This is a genomic window from Collinsella aerofaciens (assembly GCF_015560135.1).
GTDB classification, from domain to species: domain Bacteria; phylum Actinomycetota; class Coriobacteriia; order Coriobacteriales; family Coriobacteriaceae; genus Collinsella; species Collinsella aerofaciens_AN.
Window position 1 is genome coordinate 20,064 of sequence record NZ_JADMRH010000024.1, and the last position, 18,688, is coordinate 38,751.

Sequence of the window (18,688 nt, forward strand, 5' to 3'; positions counted from 1 at the left end):
TCGAACAGGTATTCGATAGGAACATGTGTTTGATAGAGGGGCACGGATGGCGCACGAGCAGCACACCTATATCTGCATCGACCTCAAGACGTTTTACGCCAGCGTCGAATGCGTCGACCGTGGACTCGATCCGCTCACCACCAACCTGGTTGTTGCCGACGAATCGCGCGGACGCACGACCATCTGCCTCGCTATCACGCAGGCCATGAAGGACTTAGGGATTCACAACCGCTGTCGACTGTTCGAGATCCCCGGTGGCATCGACTACATCAAGGCCGTGCCGCGCATGCAGCACTACATGGAGGTATCGGCGCAGATCTACGGCATTTACCTTGAATACGTCAGCCCACAGGACGTGCACGTCTACTCGATCGACGAGTGCTTTATCGACGTAACGCCCTATCTGGACCTCTACCACACCGATGCCGAAGGCTTCGCCTGCATGCTGCGCGACGAGGTCCTGGGGCGCACCGGCATCACAGCGACGGTTGGCATCGGCCCCAACCTATTTCAGGCCAAGGTGGCGCTCGACATCACCGCCAAGCACGTAGCCAGCCGCATCGGCGTACTCGACGACGAAACCTTCCGCAAGGAGATCTGGCCGCACCGTCCCATCACCGACATCTGGGGCATCGGCCCCGGCGTGGCGGCCCGCCTCGAGAAATACGGTGTCTACGACCTGATGGGGGTCGCCGCGCTCGACGAAAACCTGCTCTACGACGAGCTCGGCGTCAATGCCGAGTATCTCATCGACCATGCCTTCGGTCGCGAGCCGACAACCATCGCCGACATCCAGGCCTATCGTCCGCAAGCGACCTCAACCACCACGGGACAGGTGCTCTCGAAGGGCTATGCCTACGAGCAGGCTTACACCGTCTTGCGCGAGATGGTCGATGCCGCTGTGCTGGACTTAATCGACAAGCACGTGGTGTGCGACAGCATCTCGCTCTTTGTAGGCTATGCGAGCGAACGCGCCGACATACGCCGGCTCGACGCCAGCGGCACGGCGCAGTATATAGACGGCTGTGGGCACCTGCGCTCGAGCACCTCGGGCATCGAGCCCGCAGCGACCGACAGCCCCGAACTCGCGCCCCGCGCGCCCAAGCCCGTCCAACGCGATGACGAACGCCGGCGTTTGGTGCGAGAGGCGCAGGCGATCGACGGCATCTTTGTGGGAGAGCATGGCGGCAAACCGCGCGGTGGCTATGCCGCGCTCTTTGCGCATTCCAATGCATCCCGCAAGCTGCCCGAGCGCACGAATTCGTTTAAGAAGATCATGGGGTATTTCGATGAGCTGTGGGCGCAAACGGTCGACCCCAAGCGACCGGTTAAGCGCATCAATCTGGGCTTTGGCAACCTCATGCCCGAGGAGTTCGCCACCATCGATCTGTTTAGCGATGTCGAGGCCGATGAGCGCGAGCGCGACCTGGCGCGTGCTGTGTTGGCCGTTAAAGGCAAATACGGCAAAAACGCCCTGGTCAAGGGATTGAGCTTTACCGCCGGCGCCACCGCGCGCGAACGCAACGATCAGGTTGGAGGGCATCGTGCCTAAACCCAAACAGCAGCCCATGAGGCCGCCGACCGCCTTCGAGCGCTTGGCGGACCCCGAGGGAAGACGCCGCGCCGCCGACCCCAACCTCACCGCCAACGGCGCCGTGCGCGCCAACCGCGCCGCACAGTTTATGCCCTTTGCCGCGTTGACGGGATACTACGAACTCGTGCGCAAGCAGGAGATCACCGTTGAGCCCAAGTGCGAATTGACAGAAGAAAAAGCCCTCGAGCTTTCACATAAGCTCGAGGGTCTCAAACGTGGCGATTTAGTTCGTGTCACCTATTACGATACGTACGGCTATCGTAGCCGCACCGGCATCCTCGATGAGGTACTCCCCGCTTTCAAGTTGCTCAAGCTCAAAGACATCGCCATCAACTTCGACGACATCCAAGACATCGAACTGCGCGGACGAGCCTAGCCAAGGAAGCGCATCCAGGGCGGCGCTTACAGCGTCATGACGTAGTAGCCCGCGTCTTTCACGGCCGTCTCGAGGACACCACGATCAACCGGCTGCCTAGAGCGCACGCGTGCCGTGTGGTCCGCATACGTCACCGTTGCCCACACGCCATCCAGCGCATTGAGGGCATTGGCTACGTTCTGAGCGCAGCCGTCACAGCTCATGCCGCCGATGAGCAGCTCATCGCTATAGGGATAGTGTGACGCATCGGTATCCACCACAACAACCTTTTTGGCCTTCTTGCCGCGCGCGCCATCGCTGCAGCAACTCTTCCCGTGTGTCGAAGCGGCAATGCGACGCAGTCCAAAAAACATGCCGACGGCAATGACGGCCAGCACGATGAGATTCGCAGGGTTGAGCAAGTCACTCATGCGCTCCCCTTTCAAGTAGCACTATCTAGATACCCCCATGGGGTGTCCCCATCTTAACCCAAAATCATGTCTGTTCGGTCAATTAGTTTCCCTCTTCAAACTTTTTTGTTGACCATGGCTTACTTTCGTGTATAAGTTTTCCTAGGCTAACAGTTTAGATCCGTAAGGAGCGCCGTGACTCGAACCATAGATATCCCAACGTTTCAGGCAGCGGTCGTGCGCAACTGCTCTCCCACGCTCGCGGGCATCAAGCCGGCATCGCTCTTTACCTATCCAGGCACCTACGCCCACGGGAACGGCTCGACCACAACCGAAACCATCGCAGAACGTCGAGCACGCCTGCTCAACGTTATCGCCCAGTGCAATCGCGAGCTTGACCCGCTCGGCATCCACCTGAGTGTTTTGGTCTGGCGGCCCTGCGGAGCACTCGTGTACGTGTACCGAGCCAAAAGCCTCGCCACCTATTTCGCAGACCCTCGCGCCCAAACAGCGCTCGCCTCGGAAGGCTACGACACGAGAGACCTTTCGACATGCCTTGTGCATTTGGCATCACGCATCACGCTCGCGAGCAATAACGTCGCGGAATGCGCTTGTAGCCAGACTCGATGCGCACTACCCCAGCAAGCTAGCTGCAGCAACGACTGCACCTGCGAGTTTCCGCACGAAATAGGCTACTTCCTTGGATATCCCTACGACGACGTGCACGAGTTTATCGTCCAGCGCGGCGAGAACTACAAGGTCTTTGGGGCCTGGAAGGTCTACACGAATGTCGAGCAAGCGCTTGCGATGTTTGACGCCTACCGCGCTTGCACTCAATACCTCACCTTTGTCTATCAGCAGGGCTGCAGCTTGGCGCAACTTGCCCAGGCAACCCGATAGAACATAGAAGCCGCGGCAACCTGCCGCACAACTGAAAGGACTCAACATGAGCAAGATCGCCGTCGTCTACTGGAGCGGCACGGGCAACACCGAGGCCATGGCAAACCTCGTCTCCGAAGGCGCCACGTCCGCGGGCGCCGAGGTAGAGGTCATCTCCTGCGCCGACTTCTCCGCAGACAAGGCCGCCAGCTATGACGCCATTGCCTTCGGCTGCCCCGCCATGGGCTCCGAGGAACTCGAGTACGATGAGTTCCAGCCGATGTGGGACGAGGTCAAGGAGACTCTCGGCGACAAGAAGGTCGTCCTCTTTGGCTCCTATTCGTGGGCCGAGGGCGAGTGGATGGACAACTGGAAGGCCGACGCCGACGAGGCGGGTGTTAACGTCGTCGATTCCGTCATTTGCTACGATGCGCCCGACGATGAGGGCGAGACCGCTTGCAAGGCCCTCGGAGCCGAGCTCGCGTAACGAGCCCAGGACCTCCAAAAGAGTCTGCATCAAAGCGCATCCTTATCCCTACAAAAGAGCGGGGGCTGGATTCAAGTCCAGCCCCCGCTCTTTTATAACGGCAGTTACACCAACCGGCTACGAGATATTGCCCAAGAACGCCTTGGTACGCTCGCTCTTGGGGTGGTCGAAGACCTCGCTCGGCGTACCCTCTTCCACAATGACGCCGCCGTCCATAAAGACGACGCGGTCGGCGACGTCGCGGGCAAAGCCCATCTCGTGCGTCACGACGATCATGGTCATACCGTCGCGTGCCAGGTCGCGCATGACACCCAGAACGTCGCGAACCAGCTCGGGATCGAGTGCCGACGTGGCCTCGTCAAAGAGCATAACGTGAGGGTTCATCGACAGGGCGCGGGCGATGGCAACGCGCTGCTGCTGGCCGCCCGAGAGCTGGCTCGGCATAAAGTCGATACGCTCGGCAAGACCGACCTTGGTCAGCTCCTCGACGGCAATCTTCTCGGCCTCTTCCTTGCTGCGCTTGAGCACCTTCTGCTGCGCGAGCATGACGTTCTTTTTGACTGACAGGTGCGGGAACAAATTGAACTGCTGGAACACCATGCCCAAGTGCGTACGCACCTTATTGAGGTCAACGCCCTTGGCGCACACGTCCACGCCCTCAACGACAATCGAGCCGCTCGTGGGATGCTCCAGACGATTGATGCAGCGAAGCATCGTCGACTTGCCCGAGCCCGAAGGACCCAGGACTACGACGACCTCGCCCTTGTGCACATCCAGATCGATATCGCGCAGGACCACGTTATCGCCAAAGGCCTTCTGGAGGTTCTTGATGCTGACGACGACCTCGTTCGAGTTATTGGTTTCGCTCATGATAGGACCTCCTTACAGACCGGCGATGTGATCGGCAGGCGTCGCGACAACCTGCCCGGCGCTCTTGGTGGGACGCTTCTTTTTGGTTTCGGCCGTACCCAGCAGTCTCGCCTCAAGACCGCTCACCAAGCGCGCAAGCGGCAGGGTGATGACCAGATAGAACAGGGCGGCAACCACGTACGGTGTAATGGAGCCCGTCGTGGCCACGATGGTACGGGCGTTCATGACGATCTCGACCACACCCACGGCGGCAAGCAGCGACGTATCCTTGTAAAGCAAGATAAACTCGCTGGTCAGCGTAGGCAAAACATTGCGGAACGTCTGCGGAATCATAACGTAGAGCAGCGTCTGGAAGGCATTCATGCCCAGAGAGCGAGCAGCCTCGTTTTGGCCCTTGGGGATCGATTGAATACCGGCACGGAAGATCTCGCACAGGTACGCAGACGAGTTCATGGCCATGACGATGACGCCCAAGACATAGTCGTCCACCTTGACGCCGGCCAACGGCAGACCGAAGAACGCGATATAGATCTGCAGGAACGCCGGCGTACCGCGAATGATATTCACATAGATGCCGGCAAGGCAACGCAGGATGCGCGACTTGGAGATGCGCATGAGCGACAAGGCAAAGCCAAAGGGGATTGCCAGCGGAAACGCCACGAGCACGATCGAGAGCGACATGAGGAAGCCCTTAAAGACGATCGGCAGGCTTTGGACCAAAATGACCGGGTTTAAGAACAGGCGCAGAAACATATTGGAGTTCCAGGCCTCGACCCACGGCTGCTCCTTAAGGTCGGCCAGGAAGTTATCGAATGCCGTCACGCCCTTAATCTCGACGGGAGGAATCTTGGAAATCTTCTTGGTCGAACCGCCGGCGAGCGTATAGGTGCCGCTAAAGGCCTCATCGCCGCCCTCGACGGGAAACGTCACACCGTAAACCTCGACACGGAAAAAACCGCCGGCAGGCGCCGTCTCGCCAAAGTCAATCTTGAGCGTCTGGCCGTCAGCCTTGCACGTGGGCTTCAAGGGCGTACGATCCATGAGGTCCTCGCCCGAGAGCATCGTCAATCGCGTGTCATCGGTACCAAACGTCGTGCCGTCGACAAACGTCAGCGAAAGACCGCTCAGCTCCTCGTCGGCATCGGCCTGAACTTCCCAAGTGATGCGCGTCTCGGTGCCGCCGACCACATCGCTACCCGAACCGGTATTGGGTCGGGCGGTAATCTTTGCGGTCTCAAGCGCCTGGGCGGTCGTGGGCACGCACGCCCCCGCGCATACCAGGGCGAGCGCCACAGCCAGGGCACAGGCCAGCTTTTGGAGCATCGAGGGCAGTGGAAAACGCTGCTCCGCGGCCCCTTTGTTCAGTCGAGACAAGGTGGCTCCTATCGTAGAAGTTGCCGGCAAAACGAGACGGAAAAGCTCTCCGTCAAGAGAAGCGCAAAGGCCCTCTCCGCCAAAACGGAAAGGGCCCGCGCGCAATCAAGTAGCTATTTTACTTGATGTTGTACTTAGCCATGAGGGCGTCAACGGTACCGTCATCAGTCAGGTCCTTGATGGCCTGGTTGATGTCGTCCTTGAGCTTGGTGTTGCCCTGGTTGATGGCGATGGCGTACTCCTCGCCGGTGCTGATCTGCTTGATGGTCTGGCAGGTGTTGAACTGCTCGGCGGTCAGCTGGCTGGCAACGGAGCGGTTGGTGACTACGGCGTCGCCCTTATCGGACTGCAGGGCGCTGAAGCACTCGGTAGCGTCCTTGTAGGGGACGATCTTGGCCTTGGGGAAGTTCTCCTGGGCAAAGGCCTCGGCGGTCGAGCCAGACTGGACGATGATGGTAGCGTCAGCGTTGTTGAGCTTCTCGCTGTAGTTGTCGGCCGTGATGTCGGTGTTATCGACCTTGGTCACGATAGCCTGATCGTCCATGTAATAGGAATCAGAGAAAGTGACTTCCTTCTCACGCTCGGGCGTGTCGGTGATAGCCGCGATGGAAACGTCATACTTGGCGCCCGAAGCGACGCCCGGAACCAGCGTGTCAAAGTCATTGTTGACATACTCGACATCCAGGCCCAGCTTGTCACCGATAGCCTTGATGAGCTCAAGGTCAAAGCCCTGATAATCGCCGTTGTCATCCTTGTACTCAAACGGAGCGTACTCGGCAGAGGTGCCGACGGTCAGTGTACCGTCCTTGACGAGCGCGTACTCCTTGGAGCCGTCGACCTTCTCGACCTTCACGTCATCAGAGCTGCTGGAACCGGCATCGGAACCAGAGGTGGCGTTGGACGAGCCGCAGCCCGTCAGTGCGAGGGCGAGCGCCATGGCGCCTGTGGCGGCAAATGCGCCAAGCTTCTTCAGCTTCATAATCAGTCTCCTTCCGGTGACCTCGTTTGATTCAGAGGTCTGCAAAAACTGTTGGCTATTATGCACCCGGAATTACGAATCTGCAATGAGAAAACTGATTGAAACAAACCCATAACGTGAATGGAACACTCCACTTTGTAACAGTCATTACTGCTGCAATGACCTTAATAGTCTAATTTCAGCTGCATAACCTGCAAGTTCGTTCGGAGTCTCCAAAATAAACGGCAGCGAACGCAAACGGTCATTCGATACAATATTCTGCATAACCTGCATACCGCCACCAAATTCCTCGCTGCCAAGGTATCCCTTGCCGATGCACTCGTGACGATCTTTATGGGCGCCACAAGGGTTCTTCGAATCGTTGATGTGTACGGCATGTAAGCGATCGATACCCACCACGCGGTCGAACTCGTCGAGTACGTCGTCCAGATCATGGATGATGTCGTAGCCGGCATCGCTCACATGGCAGGTGTCCAAACAAACGCCCAGCTTTTCGGACAGCTCTGGGCGCTTGGCGGCAACGCCCTCGATAATGCACGCCAGTTCTTCAAAGCTACGGCCCACCTCGGTGCCCTTTCCTGCCATGGTCTCGAGTAATACCGTCGTCTGCTGCCCCTCAAACATCACCTGGCACAGCGTGTCGACAATCATCTGAATGCCGACGTCGGAGCCCTGTCCCACATGCGCACCGGGATGGAAGTTGTAGTAGTTGCCGGGCAGCGCTTCCAGACGCTGCAAATCTTCCGCCATAGCCTCCAAGGCAAACTCGCGCGCCCGCTCCTTAGCGGAGCAGGGGTTATAGGTATACGGGGCATGCGCCACCAGCGGTCCAAAGTCGTTTTGCGCCATAAGCTCGCGCAGAGCCGCCACGTCATCCATGTCAAGGTCTTTTGCCTTGCCACCGCGCGGGTTGCGCGTAAAGAATGCAAAGGTATTGGCGCCAATGGACAACGCCGTCTCCCCCATTGCCCGATAGCCCTTCGTCGTCGAAAGATGGCACCCAATCGTCAGCATCTCCAGCTCCCTCTTCATCAGTTGCGGTGAAATACGGTCTATTGGTGCCCTATTTTGGCGCAAGCAGACCGTATTCCACCGCAAGTTATAAAAGGGGCATCAGGAGCAAAGGCCTCCAGGCATTCCAAGCGCTGGCGCCATGCCCCCACGCCCTAAAGTTTCAAGCGAATCGCATCGATGATGTGCGCACAGCGCTGTGTGGCGGCTAGGGACATGATGGGGCTTTCGAGTTTCCCCGCCTGAATGAGCTGCGTCGCATGCGACGCCTCACCGTAAAAATCATCGACCTCAAATGGTGCATCGATTTCGAGTATCCGACCGTCGGAATACTTCACATGAGCGAGCTCGGGGCGATGGAGCCGCTCGATTTCCAACGAGCCCCGCTCACAGGCAATCGTTAAGCGGCTTTCATATGTTGCTTTGCCGTCGCACACCATATGAATGGGTATACCGTCGACGCTCATATGGATCTCGTCGGCCCAATCGACGCGGCCGCCCGATACGTCACGCCAGCGAACTTCACGAGACGAAACCTCGCAAGCGCCCGCGAGCAAATCCTCAAACCAACCGACTGCATAGCAGCCCATGTCATATAGACAGCCGCCCTGCAACGGATCAAGCAGATAGTCTGAAGGAGACTCGCCGTAATCGAGCTTTTGCACGCTTTCAATCGAGACAATACGGCCAAGCTCACCCGACGCAAGCAAGTCCTTCACGCGAGTGCGCATCGGGCAAAACCGATTCTTCATCGCCTCCATAAACAGCACGCCGCGCTCGCGAGAGGTGGAGGCAATCGAGAGAGCCTCTTCCTCACTCAAAACGGCCGGCTTTTCGCACAGCACGGCCTTTCCGGCGCACAGCGCGCGACAGGCCCAACGCGTATGCATGCCATGCGGAAGAGCCAAGTAAATTGCGTCGACATCGGGGTCGGCAATCAGCGCGTCATAAGCCGCATCGCCGTTATCGTCGACCGAGGCATGGCCATGCGCAGCATCAATCGAAAACGCTCGGCAAAATTCCTCGACATGTGCAGGAGTGCGGCCGGCCGCAGCCACCAGCCGTGCCCCGTCGACCTTCTTGAGCGACGATGCAAATCGATGAGAAATGTGCCCAGCGCCCAAAATGCCCCAACGAACCTCACGCGAATCATCCCATGAATCCCGATGGCCCACGACAGCCCCCTTCAGTTGCGGTGGAATAGTTCCTGTTTGGCCCCTATTCTGCCGCAAACAGGAACTATTCCACCGCAAGTTATAAAAGGGTCATGAGGAGCGCGTTTTGCAAAAGGCTTTAAGTGCGGCCGTTACGGAGCCAGGCTGGAAACGTCGGCGCACGTCATCGAGACGCTCGGGAATATCGATGTGCTGCGGGCAGTGACGCGCGCATTTGCCGCACTTGACGCAGCTGCTCACCAGCTTGGGCTCGCTCGTGCGCACCGCACTCGCCGTAAAGTATTGCGACAGCCCCGTAAACCAGCTGTGCGCATAGCTCGCGTTGTAGGCGGCAAAGCAGCCGGGAATGTTGATACCCTTGGGGCATGGCATGCAGTAGCCGCATCCCGTGCAGGGCACACGGTTCGATTTCTCAAACTCCATCAACACGCGCGCAATCGTGTCGAGCTGGTTGGCAGTCATCGAATTCGGCAACGCGAGGTCTGCCAGTGACGAATTCTCATCCACCTGCGCGATATCGGTCATACCCGAAAGCAGCATCGTCACCTGAGGATGATTCCACACCCACGAAAGACCCCAGGCGGCAGGAGTGCGCAAATGCGGGTCACGGGCACTATCGAGCACAGCGCGGGCCCGTGGCGGCAGCTTGCCCGCTAAACGCCCGCCCAGCAGCGGCTCCATCACAAACACCGCGAGCCCGCGCTCCGCAGCCGCCATGAGTCCTGCCGTTCCCGCTTGGTAACGCTCGCCGGCATAGTTGTACTGTATCTGGCAAAAATCCCAGTCATATGCGTCAAGCATCGTCAGGAAATCCACCGCGCTGCCGTGGTACGAAAAACCAATCTGGCGAATGCGCCCCGCCGCCTTTTGACACGCGATCCAGTCCTCAATGCCCAACGCCACCGCACGTTCCCACTGGGCGGGCGAGGTAATGTTGTGCATGAGGTAATAGTCGATATGGTCGGTCCGCAGGCGGCGCAGTTGCTCGTCGAAGAACCGGTCGAAATCCTCCGCGCATTTGCACGAAGCATGCGGCAGCTTGGTTGCGAGCAAAACCTGGTCGCGCAAGCCCAGGCGCTCAAGCGACGCACCCACACAAGCCTCGTTGCCGGGATAGAGATAGGCCGTGTCCAGGTAGTTAATCCCCTGCTCCACCGCACGGGAGATGATGGCGTCGGCTGTCTTCGCATCCGGGCGTCCCGGCGCACCGGGAAACCTCATGCAGCCCAGCCCCAACGCCGAGATACGGTTGCCGCTTTTGGGGTCAACGCGATATTGCACGGCCCCTCCCCTCCCATCGAAGCCCTAATGAGGCGAAACACAACGGCCACGCCATCGAAACACATTGGAATCGCAATCGAGAACGTATCGTAACGTAGTAGAAATCGAGCCGTCACGGCGCCGCTTTAACATCAGCAAAAAGCCCGATGAAAGGAGCCCGCCATGCCCGCGCTCGACCTTTGGAACCTCGCCTCCCAGCTCAAGACCACCGATTATCGCTGGGTCGACCTCACCCACACGCTCTCGTGCGACACCCCGCACTGGTTTGGCTTTAAGCCGTTCGAGTCCACCAAGCTCTTCGATTATCTGCCCGACACGCCCGGGAACATGCTCGCGCCCATGCGCTGCTTTCAGTATTCGGTCGCCTCGCAATACGGCACCCACGTCGATGCACCGCGGCATTTCCATGTTGAGGGTCGTTCCCTTGGAGAGATTGAACCCATCGAGTTTATGCATCCGCTCTGCGTGATCGACAAGCACGAGGAGTGCGCCGCAAATCCCGACTTTATCCTGACCATCGAGGACCTCAAAGCCTGGGAGGACGAGCACGGTCGTATTCCCGAGGACGCTTTCGTCGCCTTCCGCTCCGACTGGTCCAAGCTCGCCGATCTGGAAAACAAGGACGAGGACGGCCAGCCCCACTACCCCGGCTGGGACCTCGATGCTATCAAATGGCTTGTAGAGGAACGCAATATCGGCGCCATCGGACACGAGTCCGCAGATACCGATCCGGCGACCATCACCACACGCGAGGACGCCTACCCCTACCCCGGCGAGCAATACATCCTCTCGGTCGACCGCTATCAGATCGAAGTCATGGACCATCTAAACGAGCTTCCAGCCACGAGCGCCGTCATCTTCTGCACCTTCCCCAAGGTCCGCGATGGCGTCGGATACCCCGCCCGCGTCTTTGCGGTCTGCCCCGCAGTGTAACGTCCAGGCAAACGTTTCTTTTTTATAACAGCCGCCCCGCGCACCCATCAATCACCCCGGCAGCATACAATCCATCAGGCGCCCCTTACGCGGGCGCCTTTTATATGAGGAGATGATTCACATGCAGATCAACAAGGTCGCCTTTATCGGCAAGGGCGGCGTCGGCCTGCTCTACGGCAGCATGATTGCCAAGGCCCTCGGCAATGACGCCGTCGAATACGTTATGGATGACGCCCGTTTTGAGCGTCACGCGGGCGATGTGCTCACCGTCAACGGAAAGCCTTGCGATCTCACGTCCGTCCGCGCCAGCGAGGCAGCGCCCGCCGATCTGGTCATCCTGACGGTCAAGACCACCGGTCTCGACCAAGCACTCAAGACTATGGAGCGTGTCGTGGGACCCAACACGCTCATCGCCTCGCTGTGCAACGGCATTACGAGCGAGCAAAAGATTGCCGAGCGCTTTGGCTGGGAGCACACCGTCCTGGGTATCTGCCAAGGCATGGACGCCGTGTTCCTCAACGGAGAGCTCACCTTTACCAATGCGGGCGAGATTCGCTTTGGCGCGGCAGCGGGCACCAAGCCCGCAACCGTTACCGCCATCGACGAGCTCTATACGCGCTGCGGCATCGCCCATACCGTCGAGAGCGACATTGCGCACCGCATGTGGGCCAAACTCATGCTCAACGACGGCATCAACCAGACCTGCATGGCCTACGGCGGGACCTACGGAAGCGCCACGGAGCCGGGCTCCGAGCAGCGCCGCTGTTTTGTCTCCGCCATGCGCGAGACGCTTGCGGTTGCCAACGCCGAGGGCGTTGAGCTGACCGAGGCAGACCTGACGCAAATGGTGCACCTCATCGAGGGAATCGACCTCGCCGGTATGCCCTCGATGGCGCAGGACCGCATCGCACAACGAAAAACCGAAGTCGAGGAGTTCGCGGGCACCATTTGCCGCCTGGCCGCCAAACACGATATCCAAGTGCCGCAAAACGATTGGCTCTACCAGAGGATTCGCGAAATAGAAAGCAGCTGGTAGTGCTCGGCATACTGTAGCCAGCAGATCCAATGGCAAAGCCGCCGCAAGGGGCACTCCCCTCGCGGCGGCTTCCTTTTTCATCTTTGGCCAAAATCAGCTTCACAACGGTTAGAGCTGCGACCCCGGCACCTCGTCCTCATCGTCGCGACAAAGGACAACACCGGCGCTTCCCAGCAGCGTGGCCGCGATCAGCGCGCCGACCACAATAGGAGCAGCCCCGCATGTCCCCTGCATGCCCGCGACGAGCGCGACCGTGGGACCAAGGCAACCAAACGTCAGTGCGACGGCGGCAACGGCAATATCTCGAGCATTCACAAGACCACTTCCTCCAAGAGAAAGACCTTATTTCTCAAGAACCAGTGTGCCCCGCATCCATACGCCCAGCGTACCGCCACGGTAAGGGCTCTGTTAACTCAAACGCATACATAGAACGGACGTCCTTACGTTGCCCTAAAGCTCGGTAAGGACGCCCGTCCGCCAAATATCCGTGATGCAGAAAAATTACCAACCGGTGTAGTAGTCGGTGGTTCCGGCAGCGCAGCCGGAGTCATAGACCTTGCAATCGCCCTTGGAGCCCGTAAAGGTCGAGCCCTGGGCCATATCGCCCGCGGCAACAACGTAATAGCCGTCGGAATCGCGCCAGAAGCCCTCAGAATCCTGAGTCCATTCGCCCGTGCGATAGTGATAAAGCACATTGCTGCTGTAATAGGTCTCGCGGCGCCCGTTGTAGTTATTGACACCCGCAGAGCGCGTCAGGCCCGATCCGTTCGCGTAGGACGCGGCAGACGCGTAGGACGGAGTGTAACCGGCGTTGTAGTACGAAGCTTGGACGGCCTCGGCAGCCTCCGCCTCGGCGGCAGCCTCGAGCGCTTCGCGCTTGGCATCCTCAAGCGCAGTGCGCAGCTCATCGAGCTCGGTCGACTTGGCGTCGACCTCCCCCATCGTCAACAGGCTACCCGCGCCGTCGATGCAACCCTGCAGCACAGCGCGCTCGTCATCGGTGGCATAGTCACCGTACATGTTCATGATGATCTGAGCGCGCATCTCCAGGGAATCGCGCTTGGCCTCCATCGAGGCGTTCCACTCCTGCATGGAACCATAACCATCGCCGCGATAGTCAACGGGCTGTACCAGCGTCGTCTCGGACGGCGTAGATCCAACCGTATCGGACAGTGTTGCGGCGTGGGCATCAGTTGCACCGGCGCCCGCCAAAAGTGCCACGGTCAGAGCGGCGGAAAGGGCGGCGGCTTTCGGTTTTCGTGAATCGATCCTCATGTAGCTGGAAACCTCCGTAGTGCGTTTTTGCTGCGTTTGAGCTGCGTGTGATTCGATCGCGCTGCATAGTACCCCGAGCAAATCGCGACCTGCGGTTTTACTCAAAAGGCGCACGTCAATTGCGTAAAACTCACATCCTCTCAACAGGAGTTTTCCACAACTCAAATGCATAAAGCGTGTCAAAAACCCTGTTTTTGCACCCGCTCTATGCAAAAAAGGCGCCTGTGCAACCATTGTTCGCACAGGCGCCTTGAGCAGGCATTTTATGCAGTTATACCTATCGAGTCGCAAGGGGTCCTTGCACAAGTCGCCTTACTCGTCCAGCGCGGCGAAGGCCTGCTTCAGATCCCAAATGATATCCTCGGCGTTCTCGGTACCGATGGAAAGACGGATCGTGGAGGGCGTGATGTTCTGCTCGGCGAGCTCCTCGGCAGAGAGCTGGGAGTGCGTGGTGGTAGCCGGGTGCACGACGAGCGACTTGACGTCGGCCACGTTGGCGAGCAGCGAGAACACCTGCAGATGATCGATGAACTTCCAGGCGGCCTCCTGGCCACCCTTAATCTCAAAGGTAAAGATCGAGGCACCGCCGTTGGGGAAGTACTTCTGATAGAGCTCGTGATCGGGGTGCTCAGACAGGCTCGGGTGGTTCACCTTGGCGACATGGCTGTCACCAGCCAGGAACTCAACGACCTTCTTGGTGTTCTCGACATGACGGTCAACGCGCAGCGACAGAGTCTCGGTGCCCTGGAGCAGGATCCAGGCGTTGAACGGGCTGATGCAGGCGCCCTCGTCACGCAGCAAGATAGCGCGGACATAGGTTGCGAAGGCGGCGGGACCGGCAGCCTCGGCAAACGAGACGCCATGGTAGGAGGGGTTGGGCTCGGCGATCTGCGCATACTTGCCGCTCGCCTTCCAATCGAAGTTACCGCCGTCGACGATCACACCGCCCAGCGAGGTGCCGTGGCCGCCGATGAACTTGGTTGCGGAGTGAACGACGATGTTGGCACCATGCTCCAGCGGACGGAACAGATACGGGGTGCCGAAGGTGTTGTCGACGACAACCGGCAGACCGTGCTTCTTGGCGATCTCGGAGATGGCGTCGATGTTGGGGATGTCGGAGTTGGGGTTGCCGAGCGTCTCGAGATAGATGACCGTGGTGTTGTCCCTGATGGCACCCTCAACCTCTTCCAGGTTATGGGCATCGACAAACGTGGTCTCGACGCCAAACTGGGAGAGCGTATGCTCCAGCAGGTTGTAGGAACCGCCGTAGATGGTCTTCTGGGCGACCACGTGGTCACCGGCCTGGGCGAGAGCCTGCAGGGTATAGGTGATGGCAGCGGCACCGGAGGCGACGGCAAGACCTGCCACGCCACCCTCGAGTGCGGCGATACGGTCCTCGAAGACGCCCTGGGTGGAGTTGGTCAGACGGCCGTAGATGTTGCCGGCGTCGGCAAGACCAAAGCGGTCGGCGGCGTGCTGGGAATTGCGGAACACATAGCTCGTGGTCTGGTAGATAGGCACGGCGCGGGAGTCGGATGCGGGATCGGCGCTCTCCTGGCCAACGTGAAGCTGCAGGGTATCGAAACCAAAGGTGTGCTCGGGGTTGTTGATGAACTGGCTCATGATGATCTCCTTGATCGAATAAAAGTAATAAGAGTAAGAGAAGTAAGTCGCTGTCTCCTGATCACGCCGACGGACGCAAACAGGAGCCCGGCATTCGTCTTGGTAAGCAATTCATATGCGGGCCTCCTTTCGCATCCCGGTTCCGTGGTCGGCTTAATTACCTACCGCCTTTGTGTGTTTTGAATAGTACGAGCATTGTTTCGCTCGGTCAATCACTTAAAAGCGCTAACCTGTTATCGGTTTTTTAGATAGCTATCGAAAGGACGGGCGCCGATGACCCTTCAGCAGCTTCGTTTTCTGATCGCCGTGGCAGAGTCCGGCTCAATCAACGCCGCAGCTCAGCGCCTCTATACCGCTCAGTCCAACATCTCAAACGCCGTCAAAAGCCTGGAACAGGAACTTCATATCGAAATCTTTACGCGCTCTAGCCGTGGTGTTGCACTCACCAACGACGGCACCGAGCTTTTGGGTTATGCACGCCAGGTCGTAGAGCAGGCCGATATGCTCGAGGCCCGCTACGAGGACGGCGGCACGCCCCAGGCGCGCCTTGCCATCTCGGCCCAGCATTACGCCTTTTCGGTCGAGGCCTTCGTCAACGTCGTCGAGCGCTGCCGGGACGACAAGTTCGAGTTCATCATGCGCGAGACCACCACATCGCAGATCATCGATGACGTCCGCGCGTTTCGCAGCGACATCGGCATCCTCTATCTGGACGACTTTAACGCCCGCGTTCTGCAGAAGGCTTTTGCCGATGCGCGCGCGAGCTTCCATCCCCTATTCGACGCGACGGTCCACGTCTTCGTTAGCGAGCGCCACCCGCTTGCCCGCCGCCCGCAGCTGTCCCTTGCCGACCTCACACCCTATACGCGTTATAGCTTTGAGCAGGGAACCTCAAACTCCTTCTATTACGCCGAGGAACCTTTTAGCTATATCCCTTGCGACCGCAACATACGAATCTCGGACCGCGGAACACTTACTAACTTACTTATCACGTCGAACGGCTACACCCTGTCGACCGGTGTCCTCTCCAATGAAATGCAATGGGGTATGGCATCGATCCCGTTAGCAGACGCCCCAACGATGCACGTAGGCTATATCATGCACGACGAGCGCAAGCCCTCTCCCCTCCTGCAGCAATACCTCGACGAGCTCAACCGCATCATCCATGCCAACTAACTGTCGGAAGACGGGGTAGAAATCGTAGAATGCTAGCCCCCGGCGGGCATGGCGCTACAATGGTCACTCACACGAAACGTACCCAACGAAAGGAAGCCCGTGAAGGTCATCATCTATACCGACGGCTCGGCCCGATCAAATCCGGGACGCGGCGGCTACGGCGCCGTGCTCAAATACACCAACCCCGCCGGCAAGACCTTCACCTCCGAGCTTTCGCGCGGCTACGCCAAGACCACCAACAACCGCATGGAGCTCATGGCGGTCATCGTGGCGCTCGAGGCGCTCAACCGCCCCTGCGAGGTCGAGGTCCATTCCGATTCGCAGTACGTCGTCAACGCCTTTAACAAGCACTGGATCGACGGCTGGAAAAAGCGCGGATGGAAAACCGCCAACAAGCAGCCCGTCAAGAACCGCGACCTGTGGGAGCGCCTGCTCACCGCCAAAAGCAAGCACAAGGTTGAGTTCATCTGGGTTAAGGGTCACGCCGGCCACGAGCTCAACGAGCGCTGCGATGAGCTCGCCACCACGGCGGCCGACGGCAGCAACCTCGATATCGACACCGGCTTTAACGAGAGCGACCTGTAACGGCGTTTTCGCACGCTATTTCCTGCCCCCTCGCGCTACACTCATCCTGTAAACCGAACGGCACGAGGGGGATACATGCTGCGTATAGCGACCATCGGCACATCCATGATCACCGACGACTTTATCCAAGTCGTCAACGCCAACGACCAAGCCGCGTTTGTGGGCACGCTTTCACGCGATGCCAATCGCGGTGCTGCCTTTGCCGCCGAGCGCGGTGGCGAGCGAAACTTTACTTCACTCGATGAGCTCGCGGCAGCCGCCGACGTCGACGCCGTCTATATCGGCAGCCCTAACGCACTTCACTACGAGCAGGCCCTTGCCTGCATCGCCGGTGGCAAGCACGTCATCGTCGAGAAGCCCTTCTGCGCCACCGAAGCGCAGGCGCTGGAAGTCTTCCGCGCTGCCGAGGCAGCAGGTGTCGTGGCCCTCGAGGCCATGCGTCCCCTCCACGATCCCGCCTTCCACGCCATCGAGGACGCTCTGGGCGAAATTGCGCCCATCCGCCGCGCCTCATTGCGCTTTGGCAAATATTCCTCGCGCTACAACGAGATTCTCGCGGGACGCACCACCAATATCTTCGACTGCAATATGGCATCAGGTTCCCTCATGGACATTGGCGTCTACACCGTCGAGCCCATGGTCGAGATTTTCGGCATGCCCTCCGGCCTTACGAGCATGACTACTCTGCTCGACCCCACCACGCGACAGCTCACGCACGGCCCCATCGACGGCTGCGGTTCCATCCTCGCCAGCTACGGCGGTGGCCGCATCTCCGTCGAGCTCGCGCACTCCAAAATTACGAATGACCTGCTGCCCTCGCAGATAGAAGGCGAGCGTGGCACTATCCAGATCGACCATCTGTCCACGCCCCGCAACGTCCGCATCGACTATCGCGGCGACGTCGTACGCGGCTCGGCGACCGAGGCACCGCGCGAACAGGGCGAGAACGGCCGCGTGCTCGACCTGCCCAAATCGAGCAACACTATGGAATACGAACTCACAGACTTTATCACCGCCATCTGCGGCATCGATAACGTTAAGGAAGAGATTTGGGAGACCCCGGCGGGACGCCACGAGCTTGGCCACTACCGCGATGTCACACTCGTCTCGCTGCGCATCATGGATGCCGTGCGCCAGCAGGCCGGCATAACCTTCCCGGCCGACGCAGGCAGGCAGGCATAGCGATGGGCCTCTTCGATACGTTCTTCTCCAGCGTCACCGGCGGCAGTCGAGAGCCTCAAAAACCATCAAACGTCGAGCTCGAGCTGCGCCGCAGGCTTACTGTGCTCGCAAGCGACGGGGCCACTCAAGACACTCCCCTGCGCTATTTCCTGCGCTGGGCGGGGCAAGTCCAGGGCGTTGGCTTTCGCTTTACCAACACCAACCTCGCGCAGGCACGCGCGCTCACCGGCTGGGTGCGTAACATGGAAGACGGCTCAGTCGAGATGGAGATACAGGGAGCTCCGGCAAATATCCTATCTCATCTCGAGGCGCTTCATGCCTCCTACGAGCGCATGGGAACGCGTTTTCGCCTCGTAGACGCCCAGGCCCGAGCCCCACTTACCAATGGTTGATTTCCGATCTCAGCCGAACACATTAGGCGGACAGGCCGTTCCCGCAGCTAGCCGAACGCCCCCGAGGCCCC

20 protein-coding genes are annotated in these 18,688 nt (G+C 59.2%); 10 read left to right on the forward strand and 10 right to left on the reverse strand.

The genetic code is table 11. The features are described 5' to 3' along the window. Window positions 1-46 precede the first annotated feature (46 nt). Together I2H19_RS08830 and I2H19_RS08835 are read left to right on the forward strand one after the other, a co-directional pair. Window positions 47-1,552 carry a Y-family DNA polymerase gene (locus tag I2H19_RS08830; RefSeq protein ID WP_195622418.1) on the forward strand — a complete coding sequence of 502 codons (1,506 nt, stop codon included), beginning with the start codon at window positions 47-49 and terminating at the stop codon, window positions 1,550-1,552. Then, on the forward strand, window positions 1,545-1,970 hold the full coding sequence (locus tag I2H19_RS08835; protein WP_271745852.1) for a hypothetical protein: 426 nt from the start codon (window positions 1,545-1,547) through the stop codon (window positions 1,968-1,970). Before I2H19_RS08830 ends, I2H19_RS08835 begins: the two co-directional genes overlap by 8 nt. A gap of 26 nt (window positions 1,971-1,996) precedes the next feature. Here the strand turns inward: I2H19_RS08835 and I2H19_RS08840 are convergent, their stop codons facing one another. After that, window positions 1,997-2,380: a heavy-metal-associated domain-containing protein gene (locus tag I2H19_RS08840; RefSeq protein WP_195622419.1), complete on the reverse strand. Its 384-nt coding sequence runs from the start codon at window positions 2,378-2,380 to the stop codon at window positions 1,997-1,999. A gap of 174 nt (window positions 2,381-2,554) precedes the next feature. Here I2H19_RS08840 and I2H19_RS08845 point away from each other — a divergent pair, with 174 nt between their 5' ends. Next, the gene (locus tag I2H19_RS08845; protein WP_089573006.1) at window positions 2,555-3,259 is read left to right on the forward strand and encodes a DUF3793 family protein; all 705 of its coding nucleotides are present in this window, start codon (window positions 2,555-2,557) and stop codon (window positions 3,257-3,259) included. Between the two features lie 46 nt (window positions 3,260-3,305). Beyond that, window positions 3,306-3,725, forward strand: coding sequence for a flavodoxin (locus tag I2H19_RS08850; protein WP_195622420.1), 420 nt, complete (start codon window positions 3,306-3,308; stop codon window positions 3,723-3,725). 117 nt (window positions 3,726-3,842) lie between these two features. Here I2H19_RS08850 and I2H19_RS08855 read toward each other — a convergent pair whose 3' ends face one another. The 6 genes from I2H19_RS08855 to I2H19_RS08880 all read right to left on the reverse strand — a co-directional run bounded on the left by I2H19_RS08855 (window position 3,843) and on the right by I2H19_RS08880 (window position 10,415). Further along, window positions 3,843-4,595 carry an amino acid ABC transporter ATP-binding protein gene (locus I2H19_RS08855; RefSeq protein ID WP_055251428.1) on the reverse strand — a complete coding sequence of 251 codons (753 nt, stop codon included), beginning with the start codon at window positions 4,593-4,595 and terminating at the stop codon, window positions 3,843-3,845. 12 nt (window positions 4,596-4,607) lie between these two features. Then, window positions 4,608-5,969, reverse strand: coding sequence for an ABC transporter permease subunit (locus I2H19_RS08860; protein WP_229089872.1), 1,362 nt, complete (start codon window positions 5,967-5,969; stop codon window positions 4,608-4,610). Between the two features lie 118 nt (window positions 5,970-6,087). Beyond that, window positions 6,088-6,948 carry an ABC transporter substrate-binding protein gene (locus I2H19_RS08865; protein ID WP_195622421.1) on the reverse strand — a complete coding sequence of 287 codons (861 nt, stop codon included), beginning with the start codon at window positions 6,946-6,948 and terminating at the stop codon, window positions 6,088-6,090. Window positions 6,949-7,095: 147 nt separating this feature from the next. After that, entirely contained in the window at window positions 7,096-7,962 is an 867-nt protein-coding gene (locus I2H19_RS08870; RefSeq protein WP_195622422.1) for a deoxyribonuclease IV, read from the reverse strand. Between the two features lie 152 nt (window positions 7,963-8,114). Beyond that, a complete protein-coding gene (locus I2H19_RS08875) occupies window positions 8,115-9,134 on the reverse strand; it encodes a Gfo/Idh/MocA family protein (RefSeq protein WP_195363519.1) in 1,020 nt (339 codons plus the stop codon). Between the two features lie 90 nt (window positions 9,135-9,224). Next, a complete protein-coding gene (locus I2H19_RS08880; protein WP_195622423.1) occupies window positions 9,225-10,415 on the reverse strand; it encodes an aldo/keto reductase in 1,191 nt (396 codons plus the stop codon). Between the two features lie 162 nt (window positions 10,416-10,577). On the opposite strand from I2H19_RS08880, the gene I2H19_RS08885 reads away from it, so the two are divergent. Both I2H19_RS08885 and I2H19_RS08890 read left to right on the forward strand, forming a co-directional pair. Continuing rightward, the gene (locus I2H19_RS08885; RefSeq protein WP_195622424.1) at window positions 10,578-11,348 is read left to right on the forward strand and encodes a cyclase family protein; all 771 of its coding nucleotides are present in this window, start codon (window positions 10,578-10,580) and stop codon (window positions 11,346-11,348) included. Window positions 11,349-11,469: 121 nt separating this feature from the next. Continuing rightward, window positions 11,470-12,384, forward strand: a complete 915-nt coding sequence (locus I2H19_RS08890) for a ketopantoate reductase family protein (RefSeq protein WP_229028177.1) — start codon at window positions 11,470-11,472, stop codon at window positions 12,382-12,384. 108 nt (window positions 12,385-12,492) lie between these two features. Here the strand turns inward: I2H19_RS08890 and I2H19_RS08895 are convergent, their stop codons facing one another. The 3 genes from I2H19_RS08895 to I2H19_RS08905 form a co-directional block, all read right to left on the reverse strand. After that, on the reverse strand, window positions 12,493-12,699 hold the full coding sequence (locus tag I2H19_RS08895; protein ID WP_195622425.1) for a hypothetical protein: 207 nt from the start codon (window positions 12,697-12,699) through the stop codon (window positions 12,493-12,495). A gap of 186 nt (window positions 12,700-12,885) precedes the next feature. Continuing rightward, a complete protein-coding gene (locus I2H19_RS08900; RefSeq protein WP_195363524.1) occupies window positions 12,886-13,659 on the reverse strand; it encodes a hypothetical protein in 774 nt (257 codons plus the stop codon). 312 nt (window positions 13,660-13,971) lie between these two features. Then, window positions 13,972-15,282: an O-acetylhomoserine aminocarboxypropyltransferase/cysteine synthase family protein gene (locus I2H19_RS08905; protein WP_117770162.1), complete on the reverse strand. Its 1,311-nt coding sequence runs from the start codon at window positions 15,280-15,282 to the stop codon at window positions 13,972-13,974. A gap of 273 nt (window positions 15,283-15,555) precedes the next feature. Between I2H19_RS08905 and I2H19_RS08910 the strand changes: the two genes are divergently transcribed. The 4 genes from I2H19_RS08910 (at window position 15,556) to I2H19_RS08925 (ending at window position 18,617) form a co-directional block, all read left to right on the forward strand. Continuing rightward, complete coding sequence (locus I2H19_RS08910) at window positions 15,556-16,458, forward strand: LysR family transcriptional regulator (protein ID WP_195622426.1); 903 nt, start codon at window positions 15,556-15,558, stop codon at window positions 16,456-16,458. 48 nt (window positions 16,459-16,506) lie between these two features. Continuing rightward, complete coding sequence (gene rnhA, locus I2H19_RS08915) at window positions 16,507-17,043, forward strand: ribonuclease HI (protein WP_117637459.1); 537 nt, start codon at window positions 16,507-16,509, stop codon at window positions 17,041-17,043. Window positions 17,044-17,118: 75 nt separating this feature from the next. Beyond that, the gene (locus I2H19_RS08920) at window positions 17,119-18,225 is read left to right on the forward strand and encodes a Gfo/Idh/MocA family protein (protein ID WP_195622427.1); all 1,107 of its coding nucleotides are present in this window, start codon (window positions 17,119-17,121) and stop codon (window positions 18,223-18,225) included. 2 nt (window positions 18,226-18,227) lie between these two features. Then, complete coding sequence (locus tag I2H19_RS08925; protein ID WP_195622428.1) at window positions 18,228-18,617, forward strand: acylphosphatase; 390 nt, start codon at window positions 18,228-18,230, stop codon at window positions 18,615-18,617. Window positions 18,618-18,688 lie beyond the last annotated feature (71 nt).

Coding starts and splice junctions, on each gene's coding strand:
- I2H19_RS08830 (WP_195622418.1), top strand. CDS start 47: ATGGCGCACGAGCAGCACACCTATATCTGCATCGACCTCAAGACGTTT.
- I2H19_RS08840 (WP_195622419.1), bottom strand. CDS start 2,380: ATGAGTGACTTGCTCAACCCTGCGAATCTCATCGTGCTGGCCGTCATT.
- I2H19_RS08850 (WP_195622420.1), top strand. CDS start 3,306: ATGAGCAAGATCGCCGTCGTCTACTGGAGCGGCACGGGCAACACCGAG.
- I2H19_RS08855 (WP_055251428.1), bottom strand. CDS start 4,595: ATGAGCGAAACCAATAACTCGAACGAGGTCGTCGTCAGCATCAAGAAC.
- I2H19_RS08865 (WP_195622421.1), bottom strand. CDS start 6,948: ATGAAGCTGAAGAAGCTTGGCGCATTTGCCGCCACAGGCGCCATGGCG.
- I2H19_RS08870 (WP_195622422.1), bottom strand. CDS start 7,962: ATGCTGACGATTGGGTGCCATCTTTCGACGACGAAGGGCTATCGGGCA.
- I2H19_RS08885 (WP_195622424.1), top strand. CDS start 10,578: ATGCCCGCGCTCGACCTTTGGAACCTCGCCTCCCAGCTCAAGACCACC.
- I2H19_RS08890 (WP_229028177.1), top strand. CDS start 11,470: ATGCAGATCAACAAGGTCGCCTTTATCGGCAAGGGCGGCGTCGGCCTG.
- I2H19_RS08900 (WP_195363524.1), bottom strand. CDS start 13,659: ATGAGGATCGATTCACGAAAACCGAAAGCCGCCGCCCTTTCCGCCGCT.
- I2H19_RS08905 (WP_117770162.1), bottom strand. CDS start 15,282: ATGAGCCAGTTCATCAACAACCCCGAGCACACCTTTGGTTTCGATACC.
- I2H19_RS08910 (WP_195622426.1), top strand. CDS start 15,556: ATGACCCTTCAGCAGCTTCGTTTTCTGATCGCCGTGGCAGAGTCCGGC.
- rnhA (WP_117637459.1), top strand. CDS start 16,507: ATGGCGCTACAATGGTCACTCACACGAAACGTACCCAACGAAAGGAAG.
- I2H19_RS08920 (WP_195622427.1), top strand. CDS start 17,119: ATGCTGCGTATAGCGACCATCGGCACATCCATGATCACCGACGACTTT.
- I2H19_RS08925 (WP_195622428.1), top strand. CDS start 18,228: ATGGGCCTCTTCGATACGTTCTTCTCCAGCGTCACCGGCGGCAGTCGA.